The 18,009-nt window shown below is 67.8% G+C and carries 16 protein-coding genes and 1 pseudogene; 6 read left to right on the top strand and 11 right to left on the bottom strand.

The features are described 5' to 3' along the window. Positions 1–21: 21 nt before the first annotated feature. Positions 22–837 (bottom strand): DODA-type extradiol aromatic ring-opening family dioxygenase, encoded by an 816-nt coding sequence (locus tag AC731_RS05830; RefSeq protein ID WP_048703985.1) that lies wholly within the window; start codon positions 835–837, stop codon positions 22–24. A gap of 103 nt (positions 838–940) precedes the next feature. Further along, positions 941–1,711 (bottom strand): TOBE domain-containing protein, encoded by a 771-nt coding sequence (locus AC731_RS05825; RefSeq protein WP_048703983.1) that lies wholly within the window; start codon positions 1,709–1,711, stop codon positions 941–943. Positions 1,712–1,782: 71 nt separating this feature from the next. On the opposite strand from AC731_RS05825, the gene modA reads away from it, so the two are divergent. Next, on the top strand, positions 1,783–2,529 hold the full coding sequence (modA, locus tag AC731_RS05820) for a molybdate ABC transporter substrate-binding protein (protein WP_048703981.1): 747 nt from the start codon (positions 1,783–1,785) through the stop codon (positions 2,527–2,529). 8 nt (positions 2,530–2,537) lie between these two features. Beyond that, on the top strand, positions 2,538–3,218 hold the full coding sequence (gene modB, locus AC731_RS05815) for a molybdate ABC transporter permease subunit (RefSeq protein ID WP_004255599.1): 681 nt from the start codon (positions 2,538–2,540) through the stop codon (positions 3,216–3,218). A gap of 29 nt (positions 3,219–3,247) precedes the next feature. On the opposite strand, the gene AC731_RS05810 is transcribed toward modB, so the two are convergent. Continuing rightward, positions 3,248–4,480: a benzoate/H(+) symporter BenE family transporter gene (locus AC731_RS05810; RefSeq protein ID WP_048703979.1), complete on the bottom strand. Its 1,233-nt coding sequence runs from the start codon at positions 4,478–4,480 to the stop codon at positions 3,248–3,250. 6 nt (positions 4,481–4,486) lie between these two features. Then, a complete protein-coding gene (locus AC731_RS19480) occupies positions 4,487–4,654 on the bottom strand; it encodes a Rid family hydrolase (protein WP_048703976.1) in 168 nt (55 codons plus the stop codon). Between the two features lie 21 nt (positions 4,655–4,675). Here AC731_RS19480 and AC731_RS05805 point away from each other — a divergent pair. Next, positions 4,676–5,110: pseudogene (locus AC731_RS05805) on the top strand (ABC transporter ATP-binding protein); the annotation flags it as partial. 47 nt (positions 5,111–5,157) lie between these two features. Here AC731_RS05805 and AC731_RS05800 read toward each other — a convergent pair. Next, on the bottom strand, positions 5,158–6,369 hold the full coding sequence (locus AC731_RS05800; RefSeq protein WP_418081595.1) for an ISL3 family transposase: 1,212 nt from the start codon (positions 6,367–6,369) through the stop codon (positions 5,158–5,160). A gap of 146 nt (positions 6,370–6,515) precedes the next feature. Between AC731_RS05800 and AC731_RS05795 the strand changes: the two genes are divergently transcribed. The 3 genes from AC731_RS05795 (at position 6,516) to AC731_RS05785 (ending at position 8,328) form a co-directional block, all read left to right on the top strand. Beyond that, entirely contained in the window at positions 6,516–7,034 is a 519-nt protein-coding gene (locus AC731_RS05795) for a hemerythrin domain-containing protein (RefSeq protein WP_048703970.1), read from the top strand. Positions 7,035–7,072: 38 nt separating this feature from the next. Beyond that, positions 7,073–7,516, top strand: coding sequence for a bacteriohemerythrin (locus AC731_RS05790; RefSeq protein WP_048703967.1), 444 nt, complete (start codon positions 7,073–7,075; stop codon positions 7,514–7,516). Positions 7,517–7,824: 308 nt separating this feature from the next. Further along, on the top strand, positions 7,825–8,328 hold the full coding sequence (locus tag AC731_RS05785; RefSeq protein ID WP_048703965.1) for a CIA30 family protein: 504 nt from the start codon (positions 7,825–7,827) through the stop codon (positions 8,326–8,328). Between the two features lie 137 nt (positions 8,329–8,465). Here the strand turns inward: AC731_RS05785 and AC731_RS05780 are convergent, their stop codons facing one another. The 6 genes from AC731_RS05780 to AC731_RS05755 form a co-directional block, all read right to left on the bottom strand. After that, a complete protein-coding gene (locus AC731_RS05780; RefSeq protein WP_048703963.1) occupies positions 8,466–9,386 on the bottom strand; it encodes a DMT family transporter in 921 nt (306 codons plus the stop codon). Between the two features lie 90 nt (positions 9,387–9,476). Continuing rightward, positions 9,477–10,193: an alpha/beta hydrolase gene (locus tag AC731_RS05775; protein ID WP_048703960.1), complete on the bottom strand. Its 717-nt coding sequence runs from the start codon at positions 10,191–10,193 to the stop codon at positions 9,477–9,479. Then, entirely contained in the window at positions 10,190–12,208 is a 2,019-nt protein-coding gene (locus AC731_RS05770; RefSeq protein WP_048703956.1) for a cation:proton antiporter, read from the bottom strand. Before AC731_RS05770 ends, AC731_RS05775 begins: the two co-directional genes overlap by 4 nt. A gap of 242 nt (positions 12,209–12,450) precedes the next feature. Next, a complete protein-coding gene (locus tag AC731_RS05765; protein ID WP_048703954.1) occupies positions 12,451–13,674 on the bottom strand; it encodes a ComEC/Rec2 family competence protein in 1,224 nt (407 codons plus the stop codon). Positions 13,675–13,690: 16 nt separating this feature from the next. Continuing rightward, positions 13,691–16,717, bottom strand: coding sequence for a hypothetical protein (locus AC731_RS05760; RefSeq protein WP_048703952.1), 3,027 nt, complete (start codon positions 16,715–16,717; stop codon positions 13,691–13,693). Between the two features lie 87 nt (positions 16,718–16,804). Further along, the gene (locus AC731_RS05755) at positions 16,805–17,815 is read right to left on the bottom strand and encodes a patatin-like phospholipase family protein (protein ID WP_048703949.1); all 1,011 of its coding nucleotides are present in this window, start codon (positions 17,813–17,815) and stop codon (positions 16,805–16,807) included. Positions 17,816–18,009: the final 194 nt, after the last annotated feature.

Here is an 18,009-nt window from a genome sequence, read left to right as displayed (position 1 = left end):
TGCGCGCTGCCGCCCGATGGGTCAGTCGAATCGGAACGCCGACAGCGTGGTACCCATCACCCGGTCGCTGAAAACGCATTGACCGGCGCCCTCGCTGGCCGCGCCGGCCACCACCATCAGCGGCAGCAGGTGCTCCTCGGCGCGCGGCGGATGGCACAGCCGGGCCGATGGCGCCTGTTCCCAGGTCGCCAGCGCGCGCTCGCGCTGCGGCGCCGGGGACTCGACCGTCTGCACCAGCCAGCGGTCGAACGCGTCGGAGATCGGCCCGAAACGCGGGTCTCCATAGGCGCGCATGTTGTGAAAGCTCATGCCGCTGCCGACGATCAGTACGCCTTCGTCGCGCAGCGCGGCCAGCGCGCGGCCGGCATCGAGGTGCACCTGCGGGTCCAGGTCATGGCGCAGCGAGAGTTGCACCACCGGGATGTCGGCGTCGGGAAACATCAGCGTCAGCGGAATGAACATGCCGTGATCGAAGCCACGCGAGGGGTCCTGTCGGGCCGGCAGTTGCGCCTGGCCGAGCAAGCCGGCGATGCGCGCCGCCAGTTGCGGCTCGCCGGGGGCCGGATAGCGCAGTTCGTACGTATGCGGGGGAAAGCCGTAGTAGTCGTAGAACAGATCCGGTTGCGGTCCGCTGGTGACGCTGAAGGCCGGCTCCAGCCAGTGGGCCGAGACCACCACGATGGCCGAGGGGCGCGCGGGCAGGGTGCTCGCCACGTTCTTCAGGAAATCCCCCATCGCGTTCCACGCGTCGGGCGGATTCCAGTCCATGAAGAAGCAGGGCCCGGCGCCGTGGGGCACGAACAGGGTGGGCATGCGAGTGGTGCTGTTGGCGGTCATGGTCACGCTCCGCGGAGTGAAATTGCGTGGAAAGAGTATCGCCTGGATCGTTACGAACGATATTCCGCTGAATACGGCCTTCACTCCCCACTCATCGGGAGATTCAGCCTGGCAATGCGATGACCACGGACGACTCATCGAGCTGCGCGACACAGGCTTGACCGACACTGAGCCTTCCCGTATCGACCGCGAATCCGACCATCGACAGGCCGCAGTCGAGCGTCAGGCTTACCTCGGCCGCCCCGGCATCCTCGGAGGTGCGAACGACCTGACCGCGCAGCATGTTGGCCGCGTGGGCGGCGGTGCCCGCATCACGGACCTTGACTGCCGTCGCCTTGCACAAGGCGAGGACCGCCTTGCCTTTCTCGAGGTCCAGCAGTTGTGCGCTCTCCTGGGTGATGCGTGACGCAAGCCGCGTTCCATCCGATAGCGCGAGTTCGACCCTGACCGCCGGGCCCGAGTGGCTCACGTCGGCCACAACGCACGGCAACTGGTTACGCATGCTGGTTCGCAGCCCGAGCCCGGCCAGGCCAGGGGACAGCGGGTTGGCTCCGCCCTCCTTGTCGAGCTGGCTGAGGACTTCCAGACGGGCCGCCGCGAGCAGATCGAAGGCCCGTAGCAGCCGGTGTCCCGCCGCCGTCAGTTGCGCGCCGCCGCCGCCGCTGCCGCCGACCGCCTTCTCCACCAGTGGCGTACCCGCGAGGTTGCCGAGGGTTTCGATGGCCTGCCAGGCGGCCTTGTAGCTGATGCCGGCGCCGCGCGCCGCTTCGGAGATGGAGCCGGCCCTGCCGATGCGGCGCAGCACGTCGATGCGCTTGTCGGTGGCGTCGTGCCCAAGTGCAGCTTCAAGCTGAAGTGGAGGTGATTCGTTCATGTGCGGATTGTCGCCTCGAGGCGAAAGCTTGGCTATACTCGCTATTCCTGTTGTGAATAGCGAGGTTGCCGATGAAACCCCTTGTGTCCGTCCTGATGACGGGTCTGTTCCTGTGCGCGCCGGCGCACGCGGCCGAACTCAGCGTGGCCGTCGCCGCCAACTTCACTGCGCCGATGCAGAAGATTGCTGAGGCCTTCGAGAAGGAGACGGGGCACAAGCTCGTGCTGTCTTATGGCTCGACGGGCAAGTTCTATGCGCAGATCAAGAACGGGGCGCCTTTCGAGGTCCTGTTCGCCGCCGATGATGAGACGCCTGCACGCCTCGAGCAGGAAGGGCAGAGTGTGGCAGGCACCCGGTTCACCTACGCCATCGGCAAGCTCGTCCTGTGGAGCAAACAGCCGGGCCTGGTCGACGAGCAGGGCGAAGTGCTGCGAACGGGCGCGTTCGAGCGTATCGCGCTGGCCGATCCCAAGCTCGCGCCCTATGGCGCTGCGGCGATGCAGACCCTGCGCAAGCTCGGACTCGCCGATGCGCTCGGCAGCAAGTTCGTTCAGGGCGAGAACATCGGCCAGGCCTACCAGTTCGTCGCCACCCAGAACGCACCGCTGGGCTTTGTCGCGCTGTCGCAGGTGTTTGCCGAGGGCCGCCTGACGGAAGGTTCGGCCTGGATGGTGCCGGAAACGCTCTACGAGCCGATCCGCCAGGACGCGATCATCCTGGCCAGGGGCAAGGACAACCCTGCAGCGCCCGAACTGATGCGTTATCTCCGGGGCGATGCGGCGAAGGCCATCATCCGTTCCTACGGCTACGGCCTCTGAGCATCACGATGCTGGACACCGATGCCTGGCAGGCCATCTGGCTCACGCTGGAACTGGCGACGCTGACGACCCTGCTGCTGCTGATCATCGCGACGCCGCTGGCGTGGTGGCTGTCGCAGACGCGCTCGCGCTGGCGGGCGCCGATCAGCGCGGTCGTGACCTTGCCACTGGTGCTGCCGCCCACGGTACTGGGCTTCTATCTGCTCGTGCTGATGGGGCCGCAGGGGCCACTGGGACAACTGACCCTGGCTCTGGGCTGGGGCACGCTGTCCTTCACCTTCACCGGCCTGCTGATCGGCTCGATCCTCTTCTCGCTGCCCTTTGCCGTGCAACCCATCCAGCACGCCTTCGAGTCCATCGGCGCAAGGCCGCTGGAGGCTGCGGCAACCCTGCGTGCCAGCCCGCTCGACGCGTTCTTCAGCGTGGCCTTGCCGCTGGCGCGCCCCGGTCTGCTCACCGCCGCCATCCTCAGCTTTGCGCATACGGTCGGCGAGTTCGGCGTGGTGCTGATGATCGGCGGCAACATTCCGGGCAAGACGCGGGTTGTCTCGACCCAGATCTATGGCCACGTCGAAGCGATGGAATACGCGCAGGCCCACTGGCTGGCGGGCGGCATGGTGGTCTTCTCCTTCTTGGTGCTGCTGTGCCTGTCCTTGCTCAAGCGCAACGGCGCGAGCGTGATGCGCTGAAAGCCGACACCGACCGGTTCGGCTTGAAGCTAGCCGCGGGCAGCCGCCACGAAGTCGCCTTTCTCCATCAACCATGACACGGCAAAGCCTGCCACCAGGCCCCAGAACGCCGCGCCGATGTTGAGCAGGCTGATGTCGGCGACGGTGACGAGGAGGCTGATGAGGGCGCCGAGGGAGAACTTGCCGCCGAAGGAGGCGAGGAAGGCGCCCTGCAGCACGCGCAACATTGCGAGGCCGCCCAGCACCATGATGAACTCGGCGGGCGCGGCCAGCATCAGGCCGGTGAAGGTGGGCGCCATCAGGCCGAAAAGCACGCCGAAGGTGCCGAAACACAGGGCGCCGATGTAGTGGCGGTGACGCTCGCCCGAGGAGGTGAGCAAGGCGTTGGTGGGGCCAGTGAGGCAGGTGCTGACGGCGCCGACTGCCGCGCTGAGGGCCGCGCCGATGCCGCATACGGCGGCGATGGTGTTGACCGGCGGCTGATGCCCGGCGGCTTTGAGCACCGCGACGCCCTGGCCGTTCTGCACCACCAGCACGGTGATGGCCAGCGGTACGACCAGTTCGACCATCGCGGCGACCGACCAGACCGGCGCCTGCACCAGCGGTTGGGCCAGGGCAAAGCTGCCCAGCGTTGCGGTGTCGATGCGTCCGAGCATGGCGATGGCGAGCGCGCCGGCGAGCAGGGCGCCGATCACCGGCGGCAGGCGGCGACCCAGGACAGGAACGGCCGACAGCAGCAGGAAGGCGATCACCATCGGACCGGCAATGCCGACGTCGCTGTGCAGCGCCCGCACCAGATCCAGCCCGAAGCGCAGGAAGACGCCCGCCACCATGCCCATGACGATGGGCATGGGCAGCGCCTGCATGAAGCGCTTGACCCAGCCGCTCAGGCCCATCAGCAGCACCACGGCGCTGGTGGCGTAGAAGGCGCCGACGACCTCGGCAAAACTCAGGTGCTGCAGGGCAGGGCCGACCAGTACCGTGCCGGGGATGGTCCACGCGAAGCCGAGCGGCATGCGGTAGCGCCAGCTCATCGCCAGCGTCAGCAGACCGTTGATGAAGAACACGCCGAACACCCAGGATGCCAGCTCGGCCTGCGTCAGGCCGCCGCGTGTGCCGACGGCGAGGATGATCGCCACCGGTCCGGTGGCCGAGAAGATGAAGCCGATGAGGCCGTTGGCGAGGTAGCCCGGGCCGAGGTCGGCAAGCAGACGACGCCCGCCCGGCGCGGGCCCGGCCGGGCGTTCGAGGTGCGCGATCATCGGGACTTACTGTGCGGCGATGATGTCGATTTCGACCCGCAGGCCGGGGAAGGCCAGGCGCTCGATGTCGAGCAGGGTGACGGCGGGCGGGCTCTCGGGGTCGAAGTAGGCCGAGCGGATCTCGCGGATGCGCGCGGTCTGCTCGGGCTGCAGGCCGACCACGTAGATGGTCACGTGGACCAGGTCGCGCTCAAGAGCCTGACCGTGCGCGAGAACCTGCTGATGTCGGCGCGGTCCGGCATCGACGGCCGCCGCGAATGGACCTTCGACCGCGTGATGGCGACCTTCCCGCGCCTGGGCGAGCGCATCAACAACGGTGGCTGGCAGCTGTCGGGCGGCGAGCAGCAGATGCTCACCATCGGCCGCGCGCTGATGACCAACCCGGACCTGCTGATCCTGGACGAGGCTACCGAAGGCCTGGCGCCGCTGATCGCGATGGAGATCTGGCGCATCGTCAAGGAGATCCGCAAGACCGGCATCGCCACCGTGATCGTGGACAAGAACCACGGCGCGGTCACCAGCATCTGCGACCGCGCGATGATCCTGGTGAAAGGGCAGGTGGTGTTCGATGGCAGCAGCGACGAGATCCGCGCCCAGCCCGAACTGATCCAGAAGCACCTCGGCGTCTGAGTCCCGAACCGCGTTCGCAAGGAACCCAACCATGAGCAACAAATGGTTCATCGCGCCTTTCCGGGGAAGGCGGCCTTGATCTTCAGGAAGAAATAGGCTGAATCCCGGAACCCGTAGGCCATACGCTTGATGACCTTAATGCGGTTGTTGACGCCCTCGAGAATGCTGGTGTTCAAGGGAAAGATGGCTGAGGCGAGGATGCCACGCAGGTACTTTCGGAGTCGCTTTGCAAAGGCGATCGCCGGCGCGATGCCGCTTTCGATCGCCAGGCGGTACCAGTCTTTCCATCTTCGGGCGCCGTCTCTGATCGATGGCGCAAACCAGATTTCCTTGATGGCGGTCTTCAGCAGATAGACGGTAGCCAGCGGTGCGTTGGCCGCCAGCAGTTCCTCGAGCTTGACCACCTGCTCGTTGCCCAGGTTGTCGCGGTTGCGCAGCAGCAACCAGCGCGAGCGCTTGATGACCTGACGTTGTGCGGGCGCACTGCGCAAGGCATTGGCCTGATCGACGCGCACCCGGTCGACGACCTCCCGACCAAAGCGGGCGACGACATGGAACAAGTCATAGACGACTTCGGCGTTCGGGCAATGGGCGCGCACCTCCAGATCGAAGGCGGTGTTCATGTCCATTGCGACCGCCTCGATGTGCTGACAGCCCTCTTTGCCCAGCAATTCGAAGAAGGGCCGGATCGCCTCGCGGCTGTTGCCTTCGCCGACCCACAACACGCGCATACGTTCAGCATCCATGATCACCGTCGCGTAGCGGTGCCCCTTGTGCAGCGCGAACTCGTCCATCACCAACCGACGCACGCCCTGCGCATCGAAAGCGCCATACCGGGTCTGCAGACGCCGATGGTCGATGCGCTTGATGGTGTGCCAGTGCAAGCCCGTGAGTTGGGCGACGTGGGCGATCGGCAGGATCTGCACCAGCGCCTCGATCCAGGCGCGTAATCGGTGTGTGATGCGCTCACCCGTGTCGAGCCAGCTCAGGCGCTCGGCCGCCCGTGCGCCACACTGGTAACAGTCGAGGCGGCGAATCGGCACATCCAGCCAGACGCGTCGATCGAACCAGTCTCGATCGCGCACCCGGCGTCGCCGGCGCTCGTGGAGCAGAACACCGTCGCTACCGCAGCGCCCACATCGCGCGCGGTGTGAGGGGTCTTCAGAGAGGGTGAGAAGCAGCGAACCGTCGGCTCGCTCCTGGCATGAATCGACGAGGCGGCCTTCCCAGAAGACCACGCCCAACATAGCATCGCGCATGACGGGGAAGAGGAAGGGGATCGGTTTGTTTGGCGACTGCCAATCTACCAACCTCCGAACCGTCAACCACTACTTCCCCCAGATCGCGCGAAGAACCCAACAAATCCCTGGACATTATCCACGACGAGCACCGCGCCCTGGCGGCGATGCTGAGCGGCCTGCGCGCGCTCGCCAGCGGGATCGAGGCCGGGCGGCTGACGCCCGACTTCGAACTGATGACATCGATGATCGACTACATCGAGAACGTGCCCGAGAAGGTGCACCACCCGAAGGAGAACGCCTACCTGTTCGCCAGGCTGCGCCAGCGCTGCGACGAGGTGCTGCCCGTCATCGAGCAGCTCGAACAGGAACACACGCAGGGCGACGCCCGCATCGCCGCGCTGCGTGCAGCGCTGGAAACCTACCGTCGTGAGGGCGAGTCGGCCTTTGCTGCGTACCAGGCGGCGCTGAAGGCCTACATCGAGTTCGAGTGGCAGCACATGAGCACCGAGGAGCACCTGGTCTTTCCCCTCGCCCGGAAGCACCTCACCGCCGAAGACTGGGCCGAGATCGACGCCGCCTTCCTGGCCAACGATAATCCGTGGCAGGGTGCGGCCGGCGAGTATGCCGCGCTGTTCACCCGCATCGTGAACATGGCGCCAGCCCCGGTGGGGCTCGGCAGCTGACAGCCGGGCGAGGCGTCCGGTGATCTTCGGAGACAGACATGACGGAAATGCAGGCGGGATTCGACTGGACGGACAGGTATTTGCTCGGTTACGCGGCGATGGATGACACCCATCGCGAGTTCGTGACGCTGGTCGATGCCCTGCTGACAACGCCGGATGACGGATTGGCGCAAGCCCTGGACGCCTTTGCCGCGCATGCCGTGGCCCACTTCGAGCAGGAGGACGGCTGGATGCGGACGACGGACTTTCCGGCTGGGGACTGTCACATCGACGAGCACGCCAAGGTGCTGGCCTCGGTGCGCGAGGTACAGCAGGCGCTCGCCGACGGCAATTCTGGCATCGTGCGCGAACTGGCGCAGGCGCTGATGGACTGGTTCCCCGGTCACGCCGACTACATGGATTCGGCGCTCGCGCAGTGGATGGTCAAGCGTTCCCACGGCGGCGCGCCGCTGGTGTTTCGGCGCGATTCGGCCAAGGCCTGAGTCCGAGGCAGCGTCGCGCCCGAATAGTTCTCCCTTCCCGAAATCAGGAAGTGCGTCGTGGTTGCCTCTCGCGCCGGAAGGCGCGGGGGTGATTTCGGGTTTGGCCCGCTTCGGCGGGCCGTTTTTTTGTACGCACGCCGCATCTGCGCTGCATTGGGCCGAGTCCGGCAAGTGAGTTGTTCTTATCGCAGGATCAACCGATCATGAGGTATCGGACTAGGTGGTCGCGACGGGAGTCCATACTTCGCCATGCGCCTCAGAATCCTGCTACACATCGCAATACCGACCATCGGCGCGATAATCCCGCCATGCCCGAAACGCTCTTCCTGTTCGATCGCCCCGAAGCGGTCTCTGCCTGGTCCGCCATCGACGATCGCGTCATGGGCGGTGTGTCGCGCAGCACGCTGCGTTTCGATCCGGCCGGCCATGCCGTGTTCGGCGGGCAGGTTTCGCCGGACAACAACGGCGGCTTCGCCTCGGTGCGTGCATCGGTTTCGCCGCCATCGGCGCGGGACATCGAAGCCATCGAGCTCGTCGTGCGCGGGGACGGCCGCCGCTACAAGCTCAACCTGCGCATCGATCGCGGCTTCGATGGTGTCAATTACCAAGCCGCCTTCGCGCCTCCCGATGGACGCTGGATCCGGCAGGCATTGGCCCTGGCCGACTTTCTGCCCACCTGGCGCGGTCGCGCGGTCCCGGACGCGCCGGCGCTGCGCGGTGCGACTATCGAACAGGTAGGGCTAATGATCGCGGATCGCCAGTTCGGGGGATTCGAACTGGCGATCCAAGGGATCTGGGCGCGGCGCGAGTGACCCTGGCTGTCATGTGATGCGGGCTCCGACGAATTGTCAGGCGAAGACGTCAGGGGCCTGCATCCGGGCGGAAATGCCGCGCGCTGCATCGAGCGGGATCGCAGCGACCCGGCGGGTCCGGGCGGAGGCTGGTGGCCTCATCGCAATCCCGAAGACAACAGACGTGCCATCGAGCCCGGCGGCGAGGCGCCGAGCAGGGCGCCCAGCGAGACGACGACGATGCCGATCACGGTGGTGATGCCCAGTGCTTCGTCCAGGATCAGCCAGCCGCCGATCGCGGAGAATGCCGGCACCAGCGCGAGCATCATCGACGCCTGGCAGGCGCCGATTTTCTGGTTCGCGTAGCTGTACATGCCCGCCGCCAGCAGCGCGGCGATGATGCCCTGGTAGACCGCCTGCAGCCCGATCTCGCCCCAGCCGGCGTTGGCGATGTTGCCCGGCAGCCACAGCAGGTAGATCGGCATGTAGGTGACGAGCGAAAAGCTCGCGATGCCGAGGATGCCCAGCTGCGGACGGATCTGCCAGCGCCGCATCAACAGGCCGAACACGGCCCAGCTCAGGGCGGCAGCGAGGAAGAGTCCGTCACCGATCCATTCGTCCTGGGCCGATGCGGAAAACAGGCTCTGGAATCCGATCAGCACGAGTCCGGCGCTCGACAGCAGCAAGGCGATCACGGTCTGGCGCGCGACGTGAAAGCCCGCCATCACGGCGACGATGACGACGGTCCAGAACGGGATGCCGCCATTCACGAACACGCCCGCGTGTGCGCTCGGCGCAAAAGCGAACCCCGAATACACCAGCAGGCCATAGCCCAGCCCGCCGACCAGGGCCAGTACCGCATGGCGCGGCCACTCCCGCGGGGGCACGAGCTTGAGGAAGAAGGGCAGCGCGAGGGCACCCGACACGCCATAGCGCATCGCGGCGAGATCGAAGGGTGTGAAGGTCGCCGTGCTGCCGAAGCGCGACACGATGTTGAAGCCCGACCAGCAGATGACCACGACCAGCGCGGCCAGCAGGCCCTTGCTTGTGTCGGATAGTTCGACGAAACGACTGCGCACGGCTTCCTCTTGTTTTGGGGTTCTGAGTGTTGGAGGGAGGATGGGGAGCGATTGTAGCCGCGGGTGCCGTTCTGGCCCCGCCAGGACGCGTCAGGGAGCAGCAGCCGCGGGCCGGCACGCCTCGGTGATGATGCGCGCCAGCCAGGTCCCGATGTCGGCGATCTCGTCGAGGCACACCGAGTGCGGCATTGCATAGGTGCGCCACTCGGGCGCAACGCCGATCCCGCGCACCACCTCGAGCGCCTGTTCGCCGAGCTCGAGCGAGACGACGTCATCGTCGGTGCCATGCGCCGCAAATACCGGAATACGGCCGTTCGGCGCGGTGAACTCGGCGAGTAGCAGGGCGGGGCTCGGAATGTAGGTCGACAGGGCGATGATGCCGGCCAGTGGCGCGGGGTGCGTGAGGCCGGCCAGGTAGGCGACGGCGCCGCCCTGGGAGAAGCCGGCGAGGACGATGCGCTCGCTCGGGACGCCCCGGGCCGCTTCGCGCGCGATCAGCTGGCGGATGCTGTCGCGCGACTCGAGCAGGCTGGGTTCGTCGATCTCACGGCTGCCCGGCGCCAGGGAAACGATGTCGTACCAGGCGCGCATGACGTAGCCGCCGTTGCAGGTCACCGGCCGGTAGGGCGCGTGCGGGAAGATGAACCTTACCGCAGGCGATTCGGGCAGGTTCAGCTCGGGGACGATCGGCGCGAAGTCGCTGCCGTCCGCGCCCAGCCCGTGCATCCAGATCACGGTGACCTGCGGGTTCGGACCCGTCTCGATCTCGAGCGCCGGGGTGTCGGGGAGGGTGTCGTGGATCGTCATGCCAGGTCGTCCGGTTCGTTCATCTCGGGCAGGTAGAACACGAGCATGTTCAAGTCCGGCGAAAGCCGGCTCACCCGCTCCGGCAGGGTGCCGAGCGAGGTGCGCCAGGCGTAGCCGCCGGGACGGACGCCGACGAACACCATCAGCTGATCCTTGCGCGCCAGCTCGGACAGGGCGCGCAGTACGCCGCTCCACGCCGCGATCGGCTGGAGCTTGAACTCGATTGCCGGACGCAGCGCCTTGAGACGACGCTGCACGCCCGCCTCATGCGCGGTCTCGCACAGGATCAGCATGCCGACGCCGAGCTGCCGCGCGAGGTGTCCGAGGGTCCGCATCCCGTCGATGAAGCCGTCTTCATTCTCGACGTGGGGTGGCAGCGCAATCACGATGCGTTTGCAGGTGTTGAGCGGTTCGCGCAGGCGGCTGGCGATCAGCAGGTACTGGCCGTCCTGCAGCAGCTGCTCGACCATCGAGCCGAAGAAGAACTCGGTGCCGATGCTGCGCTTGCGCCAGCCGACGATGACCTTGCGTGCGTGCAGTTCGCGCCGGGCGCGCAGGATGCCCGCCGCGGTGTTCAGGTCGATGCGGGTGACCGGCTGCGCCGGGACGCCTGCTGCCGAAAGCTGCGGGACGAGCGCGTCGAGCATGCGTTCGGCCGCGGCGACACCCCTGACCGCGTCGTCGCCGTCCTCGACGACGTTGAGCGCATATACGGGCTGCGCCTGCGCCGGATCGCGCATGAGGATCGCCAGATCGATCAGGGGCCGGGCCGAACTTTCCGTCGAGCAGGCCACCAGGATCCGCTGCTTGGCCACCGGCGCTTCCGCCGCAAGTCCGGCCTCCGCCTGGACGAGGTTGCGCCCGTGTCGATCGACGACGATGGGGGCCCAGAAGCAGGTCACCAGGATCATGACGATGGCGCCATTCACGACGGTGTCGTCGAAGAGTCCGATCTCGAAGCCGACGATCGTCGCGGCGAGCGTTGCCGCCGCCTGCGGGACGCTCAGCCCGAACACCACGCGGGCCTGATCCAGGCTGTAGCCGAGCAGGGGGCGCGTTGTCTCCGCCGCCAGCCACTTTGCCACCAGCACCGTGGCGAGCATGCAGATGGCCACCAGCCACGCCCGGGCGCCGCCGGCGAAAACGCTCAGGTCGAGCAGCATGCCGACCGAGAGCAGGAAGAAGGGGATGAACAGCGCATCGCCGGTGAACTGGATCCGGTTCATCAGCGTGCTGTTGTGCGGAATCAGGCGGTTCAGCGCCAGCCCGCCGAGGAAGGCGCCGACGATGGGCTCGGAGCCGGCGACATGCGATAGCGCCGCGCAGCCGAACACGGTCGCCAGTACGAATACGAACTCGGCCACGCCATCGCGCGCGACGCGGCGGAAGAACCAGCGTGCCAGCAGCGGCAGGCCGATGAGGATCGCCGCGACGTACAGCGTCAGGCTGAGCCCCAGCTGCCATGCGAAACTCTCGTCCACCTCGCCGCGCGTCATGCCGGCGATCACCGCCAGCACCAGCAGCGCCAGGGTATCGGTCACGATCGTGCCGCCCACGGCGGTCGTCACGGCCTGATTGCGTGTCAGTCCGAGCCGGCTCACGATGGGGTAGGTCAGCAGGGTGTGCGAGGCGAACATGCTCGCCAGCAGAATCGCCGCCGGCCACGCGAAGCCGAGCACGTAGTACGCGACCAGCATGCCCAGGCCCTGCGGGATCGCGAAGGTGACCAGCCCGAACACCACGCTATGAACGCTGTAGCGCTTCAGGATGGCCAGATCGATCTCGAGCGCCGCCGTAAACATGATGTAGAGCAGGCCGACCGTGCCGAAGAGCACGAAGGACTGGTCGCGCTCGAGCACGCCGAGCGCGTTGGGCCCCAGGATCGCTCCCGCCAGCAGCAAGCCGATCATGCCCGGCATGCGCATGCGCCCCATCACGATGGGGGCGAGCAGGATGATGACGGCGACGAGGGCGAAGACCACGACCGGGTTCGTGATCGGGAAGAAATCGTTCATATGCTGCATTGCCGCAAATACGTGACGCCGGATATTAACCTGATCTCCCGACTCCGCCGCCGCGGGTATGAACACGGATCAAACGGGCATCGACACCGGCTGCGGCACTTTTCCCGCCCCGGCATCCCATCCGCATCCCGCCCGTCGACAGTTCTGGAGCGACGATTGACGCTCCCGGTCAGCGGCATGGCTTTCGGGGGCAGGGTGTCGACTCAGGGGCGGCGGGGCGGCGTCGGACGGGTTCAGAATGAAACGGCATGGCCCTTCGGGTGGAGGGCGCGGTAGCTGCGGCGTGCCTGGTCGGCGGTGTCGCTCCACGGGGCGGTGCAGCGCGTGAGGTAGTTGAAGTGCAGCGTGGGACGCCCCGGAGCGGCATGGTGCTCGAGGATCAGATCGAGCGCGCGCTTGTGCGGGTGGCGGAACAGCGCGCCGCTGGTCGACACGAGGTAATGGCTGCAGCGCAGGCGGTCGAGCAGGCCGGGGCTGAGGTTGGCGACGCTGCCGTGGTGGGGCAGCTTGAAGGCGTCCAGCGTGAAGCGTTTTGCCGGATCGCCGAGCAGGGTGGCGAGCGAGGTCTCGAGCACGCCCGGCCAGGCATCGCCAGCCAGCAGCAGGCGCACTTCGGGCGCGGTCGCGGGGTATTCGAGCAGCAGCGCGATGCTGCTGCCATTGGCCGCGCTGGTGTCGCCGCCGAAGGGAGCGTCGGCACCCGGCTCGCCACTGCCGCGGCCAAGGGTGTCCTCCAGCTCGGCGCCGAGGTCGCTGTCGTCGTCCTCGGGCAGTTCGTGGCGGCCGCTCATCGCTTCGACTTCGTCGGCCTTGTCCTCGGCGCCGAGCACGTCGCCGAGCGGGCGCAGGCTGCGGCTGGCGGCAAGCCGCGTGCGCAGGGCAGCGACGTCGCCAGAGGCGATGCCGGCACGGTCCAGCTCCTTCTTCCAGCGGTCCTTGAGGTTAAGCAGGCGCTCGTGGTCGGGCGAGAGCAGGGTCAGCCGGCAGTCGCCGGGCAGGTCGACCGCGGGCAAGGTGGGGTGCCGGCGGTCGATGGCGGCCAGCGCCTGGTCGAAACCGAGGTTCCACACCGCGCTGCCGGTGCGGGCCTCGTAGTCGGCGATCAGCACGCCGAGGATCTCGCCCTGCAGTGCGCCCAGCGGTTCGCCCGCCGGGTCGGGCACGGCGTTGAGCTGGTCGCGGCCGTTGAACCAGATGCGGTCGAAGCGGCAGTGCAGGGCTTCGGCGTCGAGCAGCAGGCGGATCACCCCTTCGATGTGGTCGGCGTCGACGTGCGTGATCACCAGCAGGTCGAAGCGCCGCTCGTTGGCCGGCAGATGCAGGATGCGCTCGCGCAGCGCAGGGTAGGTGTGGGCGGGGCCGCCGTCGATCAGGATGCGGTGGACGGCGGTGCCGCTGCCGTATTCGATCCACAGGCAGTCGCCGTGGGCGGCGGGAAGCATCTCGAGACGCAGCATGGCGCGGGCTCCGGAATCAGTGGGTTGCCGGGTGGCGTGTGGGCAGGTGCCATTCGGCGTCGCCCATGGCCACCAGGGCGAGCACCATCAGGAAGCCGTGCGCCAGCATGCGCCGCCGCACGCGGCGCAGCACGCTGCCGAAGTCGGCGTCCGGCGTGTCGACCGCCGCCAGTTCGGCGAGCAGTTCGCAGGCGAGTGGACCGGCGTGGCGGCCGAGCACCTTGGCCATGGTGCCCAGCACCAGGCTGGCGTGGAAATCCTTGAAGTTGCTGGCAAGGCTGCCATAGCCGGTCTCGGCGACATCGGTCGCGGTCATGCAGCCGAGCAGCAGCACGATGGGGCCGGGTTCGATGGCGGCGGGGTTGATCAGCGCCTCATTGAGCTGCGGGCGGTAGCGCCAGCGCCGGTGTTCGTCGAGCGTCTTGTCGCCGATCTCCAGGTAGTCGAGGCCGGCGTCGAGATCGTGGTGGGCGAGCAGGATCAGCAGCGGCGGACTTTTCGCCGCGAGTGTGCGCTCCCACTCGTCCCAGTCCGCGGCAATGGTGGGGGCCGTGACGCTCTGGGCAAGCGCTTCGCGCAGGGCGGCGCGTTCTTCGGCGGGCACGCGATCGGTGCTGGCGCACAGCGCGGCGTCGAGCGGGCGCAGGTCGCGCCGGCGCCACGCGGGCAGCGACAGATCCTGCAAGTGCGCGCTGTCGAAGCGTTCGATGACCTTGCGGATCGCCCAGAAGCCGAGCGGGCAGATGGTTTCGCTCCAGCTGCCACCGGTGGTCCCGCCCGTGGCATCGCAGCTCGGGCAGCGGCAGCCGTCGCCGGTCAGCGCTTCGCGCCAGCCGCTGCAGAAACGCGCGCCCTTCTTGGGGAAACCGCGGTCATAGACGAACTCGAGCGGCACGTGGCGGCTCTCGTCCTTGTTGATGAGCTGGATGCGGTCGCCGGGGTCGCTGAAGCCCTGTCCGCGCAGCTTCTGGTACAGCGCAGCGCCGTGGCGTGCGAGGTTGCCGAACAGCTCGATCACGTCCGGGTCGTCGACGTCGAGCAGCGCCTCGCCTTCCTGCACGCCTTGCTGGCTGCGGCGGCGCACCAGCGAGGCTTCCTTCAGGAACAGCTGTTCGTTGAGGAAGGTGGTGAGCGGCGTCGTGTTGCCGAGGTCGAAGATCTTGCCGCCGCTGCCGTCGAACATCTGCATGTAGCCGGGGCCGAAGGTGAGCGTGGCGCTGACCGGTGTGCGTTCCTGCAGGCGGATCACCTCGCGCTGACCGAACTGCACCTCGATCGACGGCGCGGCCAGTCCGTCTTCCGTGGTGCCGACGGGCAGTACCGGCGCACTCACGCGCACCGCCTCGAAGACCTTGCCCATGAAGGTGAACACGATGTCCGCCTCGAGCCGGTCGATGTCGGCGGGGACGTCGATGCCGAGATCGCAGTCCTCGCTGCGCGCGGTACGCTTGGCCGGCAGATGCAGACGGCCGGCCGGGCCGTTGCCGTGGCGGTCGGGCTGGCCATCGCGCTTGCCGATCCAGCATAGCTCGACGACCAGCTCCAGGCCTTCGGGCGGCAGCCTCAGCTGTGGAATCGTGGCGTTGGCGGTCGGGATGCCGGCCTGCGGCAGGCCGATCCAGCAACGCACGGTGTTGGTGGCACCGGCGACGAAGTAGTGGTGGCTGCGCTCGTCATGCAGCAGCAGGGCGTTGACGCGGCGCTTGTCCTGCGCGTCGGGTTGCTCCTGCAGCGATGTCGCGTCCGCCGTCACCTGTCCGGCGGCAACGTGCCCCGTGGCGACATGGCCGCCGCGTGAGACGGATGCGCCGATGCCGTCCAGGTCCACGACACAGCCGGCATCGCGGTCATCGAAGCCCTCGTCCAGACTTTCGAAGCCGCTGCCGCCGCCTTCCTCTTCCGCGACCCTGAACTCATCCAGACCGCCCATGGGTGGGGCCGCAGCCTGGTGCTGATCCTCGATCAGCGCAGGGCGTTCGCCGCCGCCTGCGGCAGGGCCGGCGCCACGATAGGGCGACAGGGCGCGGCCGGTCTGGGCATCGGCGGCGAATCCGATCAGCTGTATCAGGCGAACGCGCGCCTCGGGCGCCAGGTTGGCGCGATCGACGGCGAGCAGGGCGGGGATGTAGTCGCCTGCGGATTCGCGAGCGATCATCCAGCCCACCTGGGCGTCGTCGAACCCGGGCGCGGTTGCCTGCAGCTGTCGTTCAGCCAGCTCGGCCGCCTTCGCGGGTGGGTCGAACTCGGGCGGCAGGCTGACCGGGTGCGGCGGATGCGGTGGCCGCATCGCTCCGCCTTCGGCGTCTGCCGTTCCGGTTGCGGCCCAGGCCGTGAGGCGCAGTGCGCGCGCCACGCCGTTGCTGATTCGCCCGGCGGCTTCGTCGGCGTCGACCTGGGCGAGCACGGCAAGCAGGTGGTCGCGCATTGCGTCCGGAACCGGGCGAACGGCCTCGACCGCGGCATAGGCGGTCCAGGGCGCGCCCCAGAACAGGGGGGGCAGGATGTCGTCGCTGGCGAACACCGCGCCCAGTTCGGCGAAGTCGCCCAGCCGCGCCAGGCACAGGGCGCGCCAGAAGTGCGCGTCATCGCCGTACTGTGGCCCCGGTGCGGGCAGGTCCGCGGCTGACACGCCGCTGTCCTCCAGCGGCATGGCCGCCAGCGGGCGATAGTTTTCCATATGCCCCGAAGCCAGTCCGGCCACCAGCGGCGCGATGCGGCTCGGGTCGGCCACGACTGCAAGGGCCTCGGCGATGATGTCGCGGTCCGGCTCGGCGTCGTCGTTGGCCCGGCTGCGCAGGTGCTCGCGCAGCGAGCGCAGCGGAATTCGCGCGGCGAAGGCGAGCGCGTCCCGGCGCGCCGGTGAGGCAGCGGGTTCGGATTGCACGACGCGCCACGCCGCATCCGCAACCGACTGCCACTGGTGCCGGTCGAGCGGAAAGTGCGTGACCGCCTCGAGCGCAGCGAGGCAGACCTGCGGCTCGGGGTCGGCATGGGCGAACTGGAGCAGCGGCTCGACGAGGGCGGAGTCGAAATCGTCGTCCATCGCAGTCTCTCCTGCAGGCGGGATCGGGGTGGGCGACGGCATGCCGCCGCTGCGGGGCGTGCCGTCGGTCAGCGTGTGCCTGTGCCTTCAGCCGCCCAGCAGTTCGGGCATGTAGGTGTGCAGCCGATGGGTCAGGAGCGCGCCCGCGTGGCGGGTGAGCACGTCGATCTCGGCGCGGGCGAGCTTCTTCAGGTTGGTGCCGATCGATGAAGCGAACACCGCATCGCCCGGCTGCGCCTGGCCTTCCTCGCTGTCGATCGAGAACCACGCCGGCTTTGCGCCGCCCGCCTTGGCCGCGTTCAACTCGAGGCGCTTGAACTGCAGGCCGCGCACCTGTTCCATCATGATGTCCAGCGCGGCGACCAGCACGGCAGAACCGGCTTCGGTCGGTCGCTCGTCGACCCGGAAGGGTTTGCCCGCGTCGCTGACGATCACGTAGTCGAGCGCATTGCGCGCACGCAGCAGCGGATTGACGCCGAGGTTGTCATACACGCCGCCGTCGGACAGCGTGACGTAGTCGACGCCGGCCGCGGGGTATTCGCTCTGGTCGACCCGCAGCGGCGGGAACACCGGCGGGAAGGCCGACGAGGCCGCCACCGCCCGGCTCAGGCGGAAGTCGTGTGCGGGCGCGGCGCCCAGTTGCCATTCGCCCATCTCCGCCGGCAGGTTGCCGCCGGTGACGAAGAAGAACATGTTGCCGGTGCCGAGGTTGGTGGCGTTGATGTAGAGCCGCGGGCCGTCCTTGAGCGTGCCCAGCGCGCGCTTGCCGTAGAGGTCGCGCTCGTAGCTGGCGGCCAGCTTGTCGAGGCGGCTGTGGAAGGGGTCGAGCACGCCGCCGATCACCGAGGAGACCGCGATCGACGTGCTCGCGAGATAACGCTCCAGCTTGTCCAGCGCGTCATCCTCGCCCCAGTGGCTGGCGAGGAAGGCGCCGGCGATGCTGCCGCCGCTGACACAGCTCAGCAGGTCGAGCTTCCACAGCAGGCCCGCTTCCTGCAGCTTGCGGAACACACCAAGGTGAAACGCCGCTGCCCGAAATCCCCCGCCCGACAGCGCCAGCCCGATCCGCTTCGATTGACCGCCGACCTGAATCGTCATCGCCCCCTCCCGTGTCTGTGTTTTCCGGTGCAGCAAGGCCTGCGCACCATGTTTCAGTTGTAGGAGACAAGCGCTGCGGGAGCAAAGCCGGCGTGAAGGACGTCACGGTGACGATGCTGCTGGTCGACCCGGCGCGGGCTGTGGTCATAGAAACTTAATTTGACCACGGCACACTTCGGCGTCCCTCTTAGACC

This window comes from Thauera humireducens (assembly GCF_001051995.2).
Classification (GTDB): Bacteria; Pseudomonadota; Gammaproteobacteria; order Burkholderiales; family Rhodocyclaceae; genus Thauera; species Thauera humireducens.
This window is presented reverse-complemented; position numbering and strand designations above follow the sequence as displayed.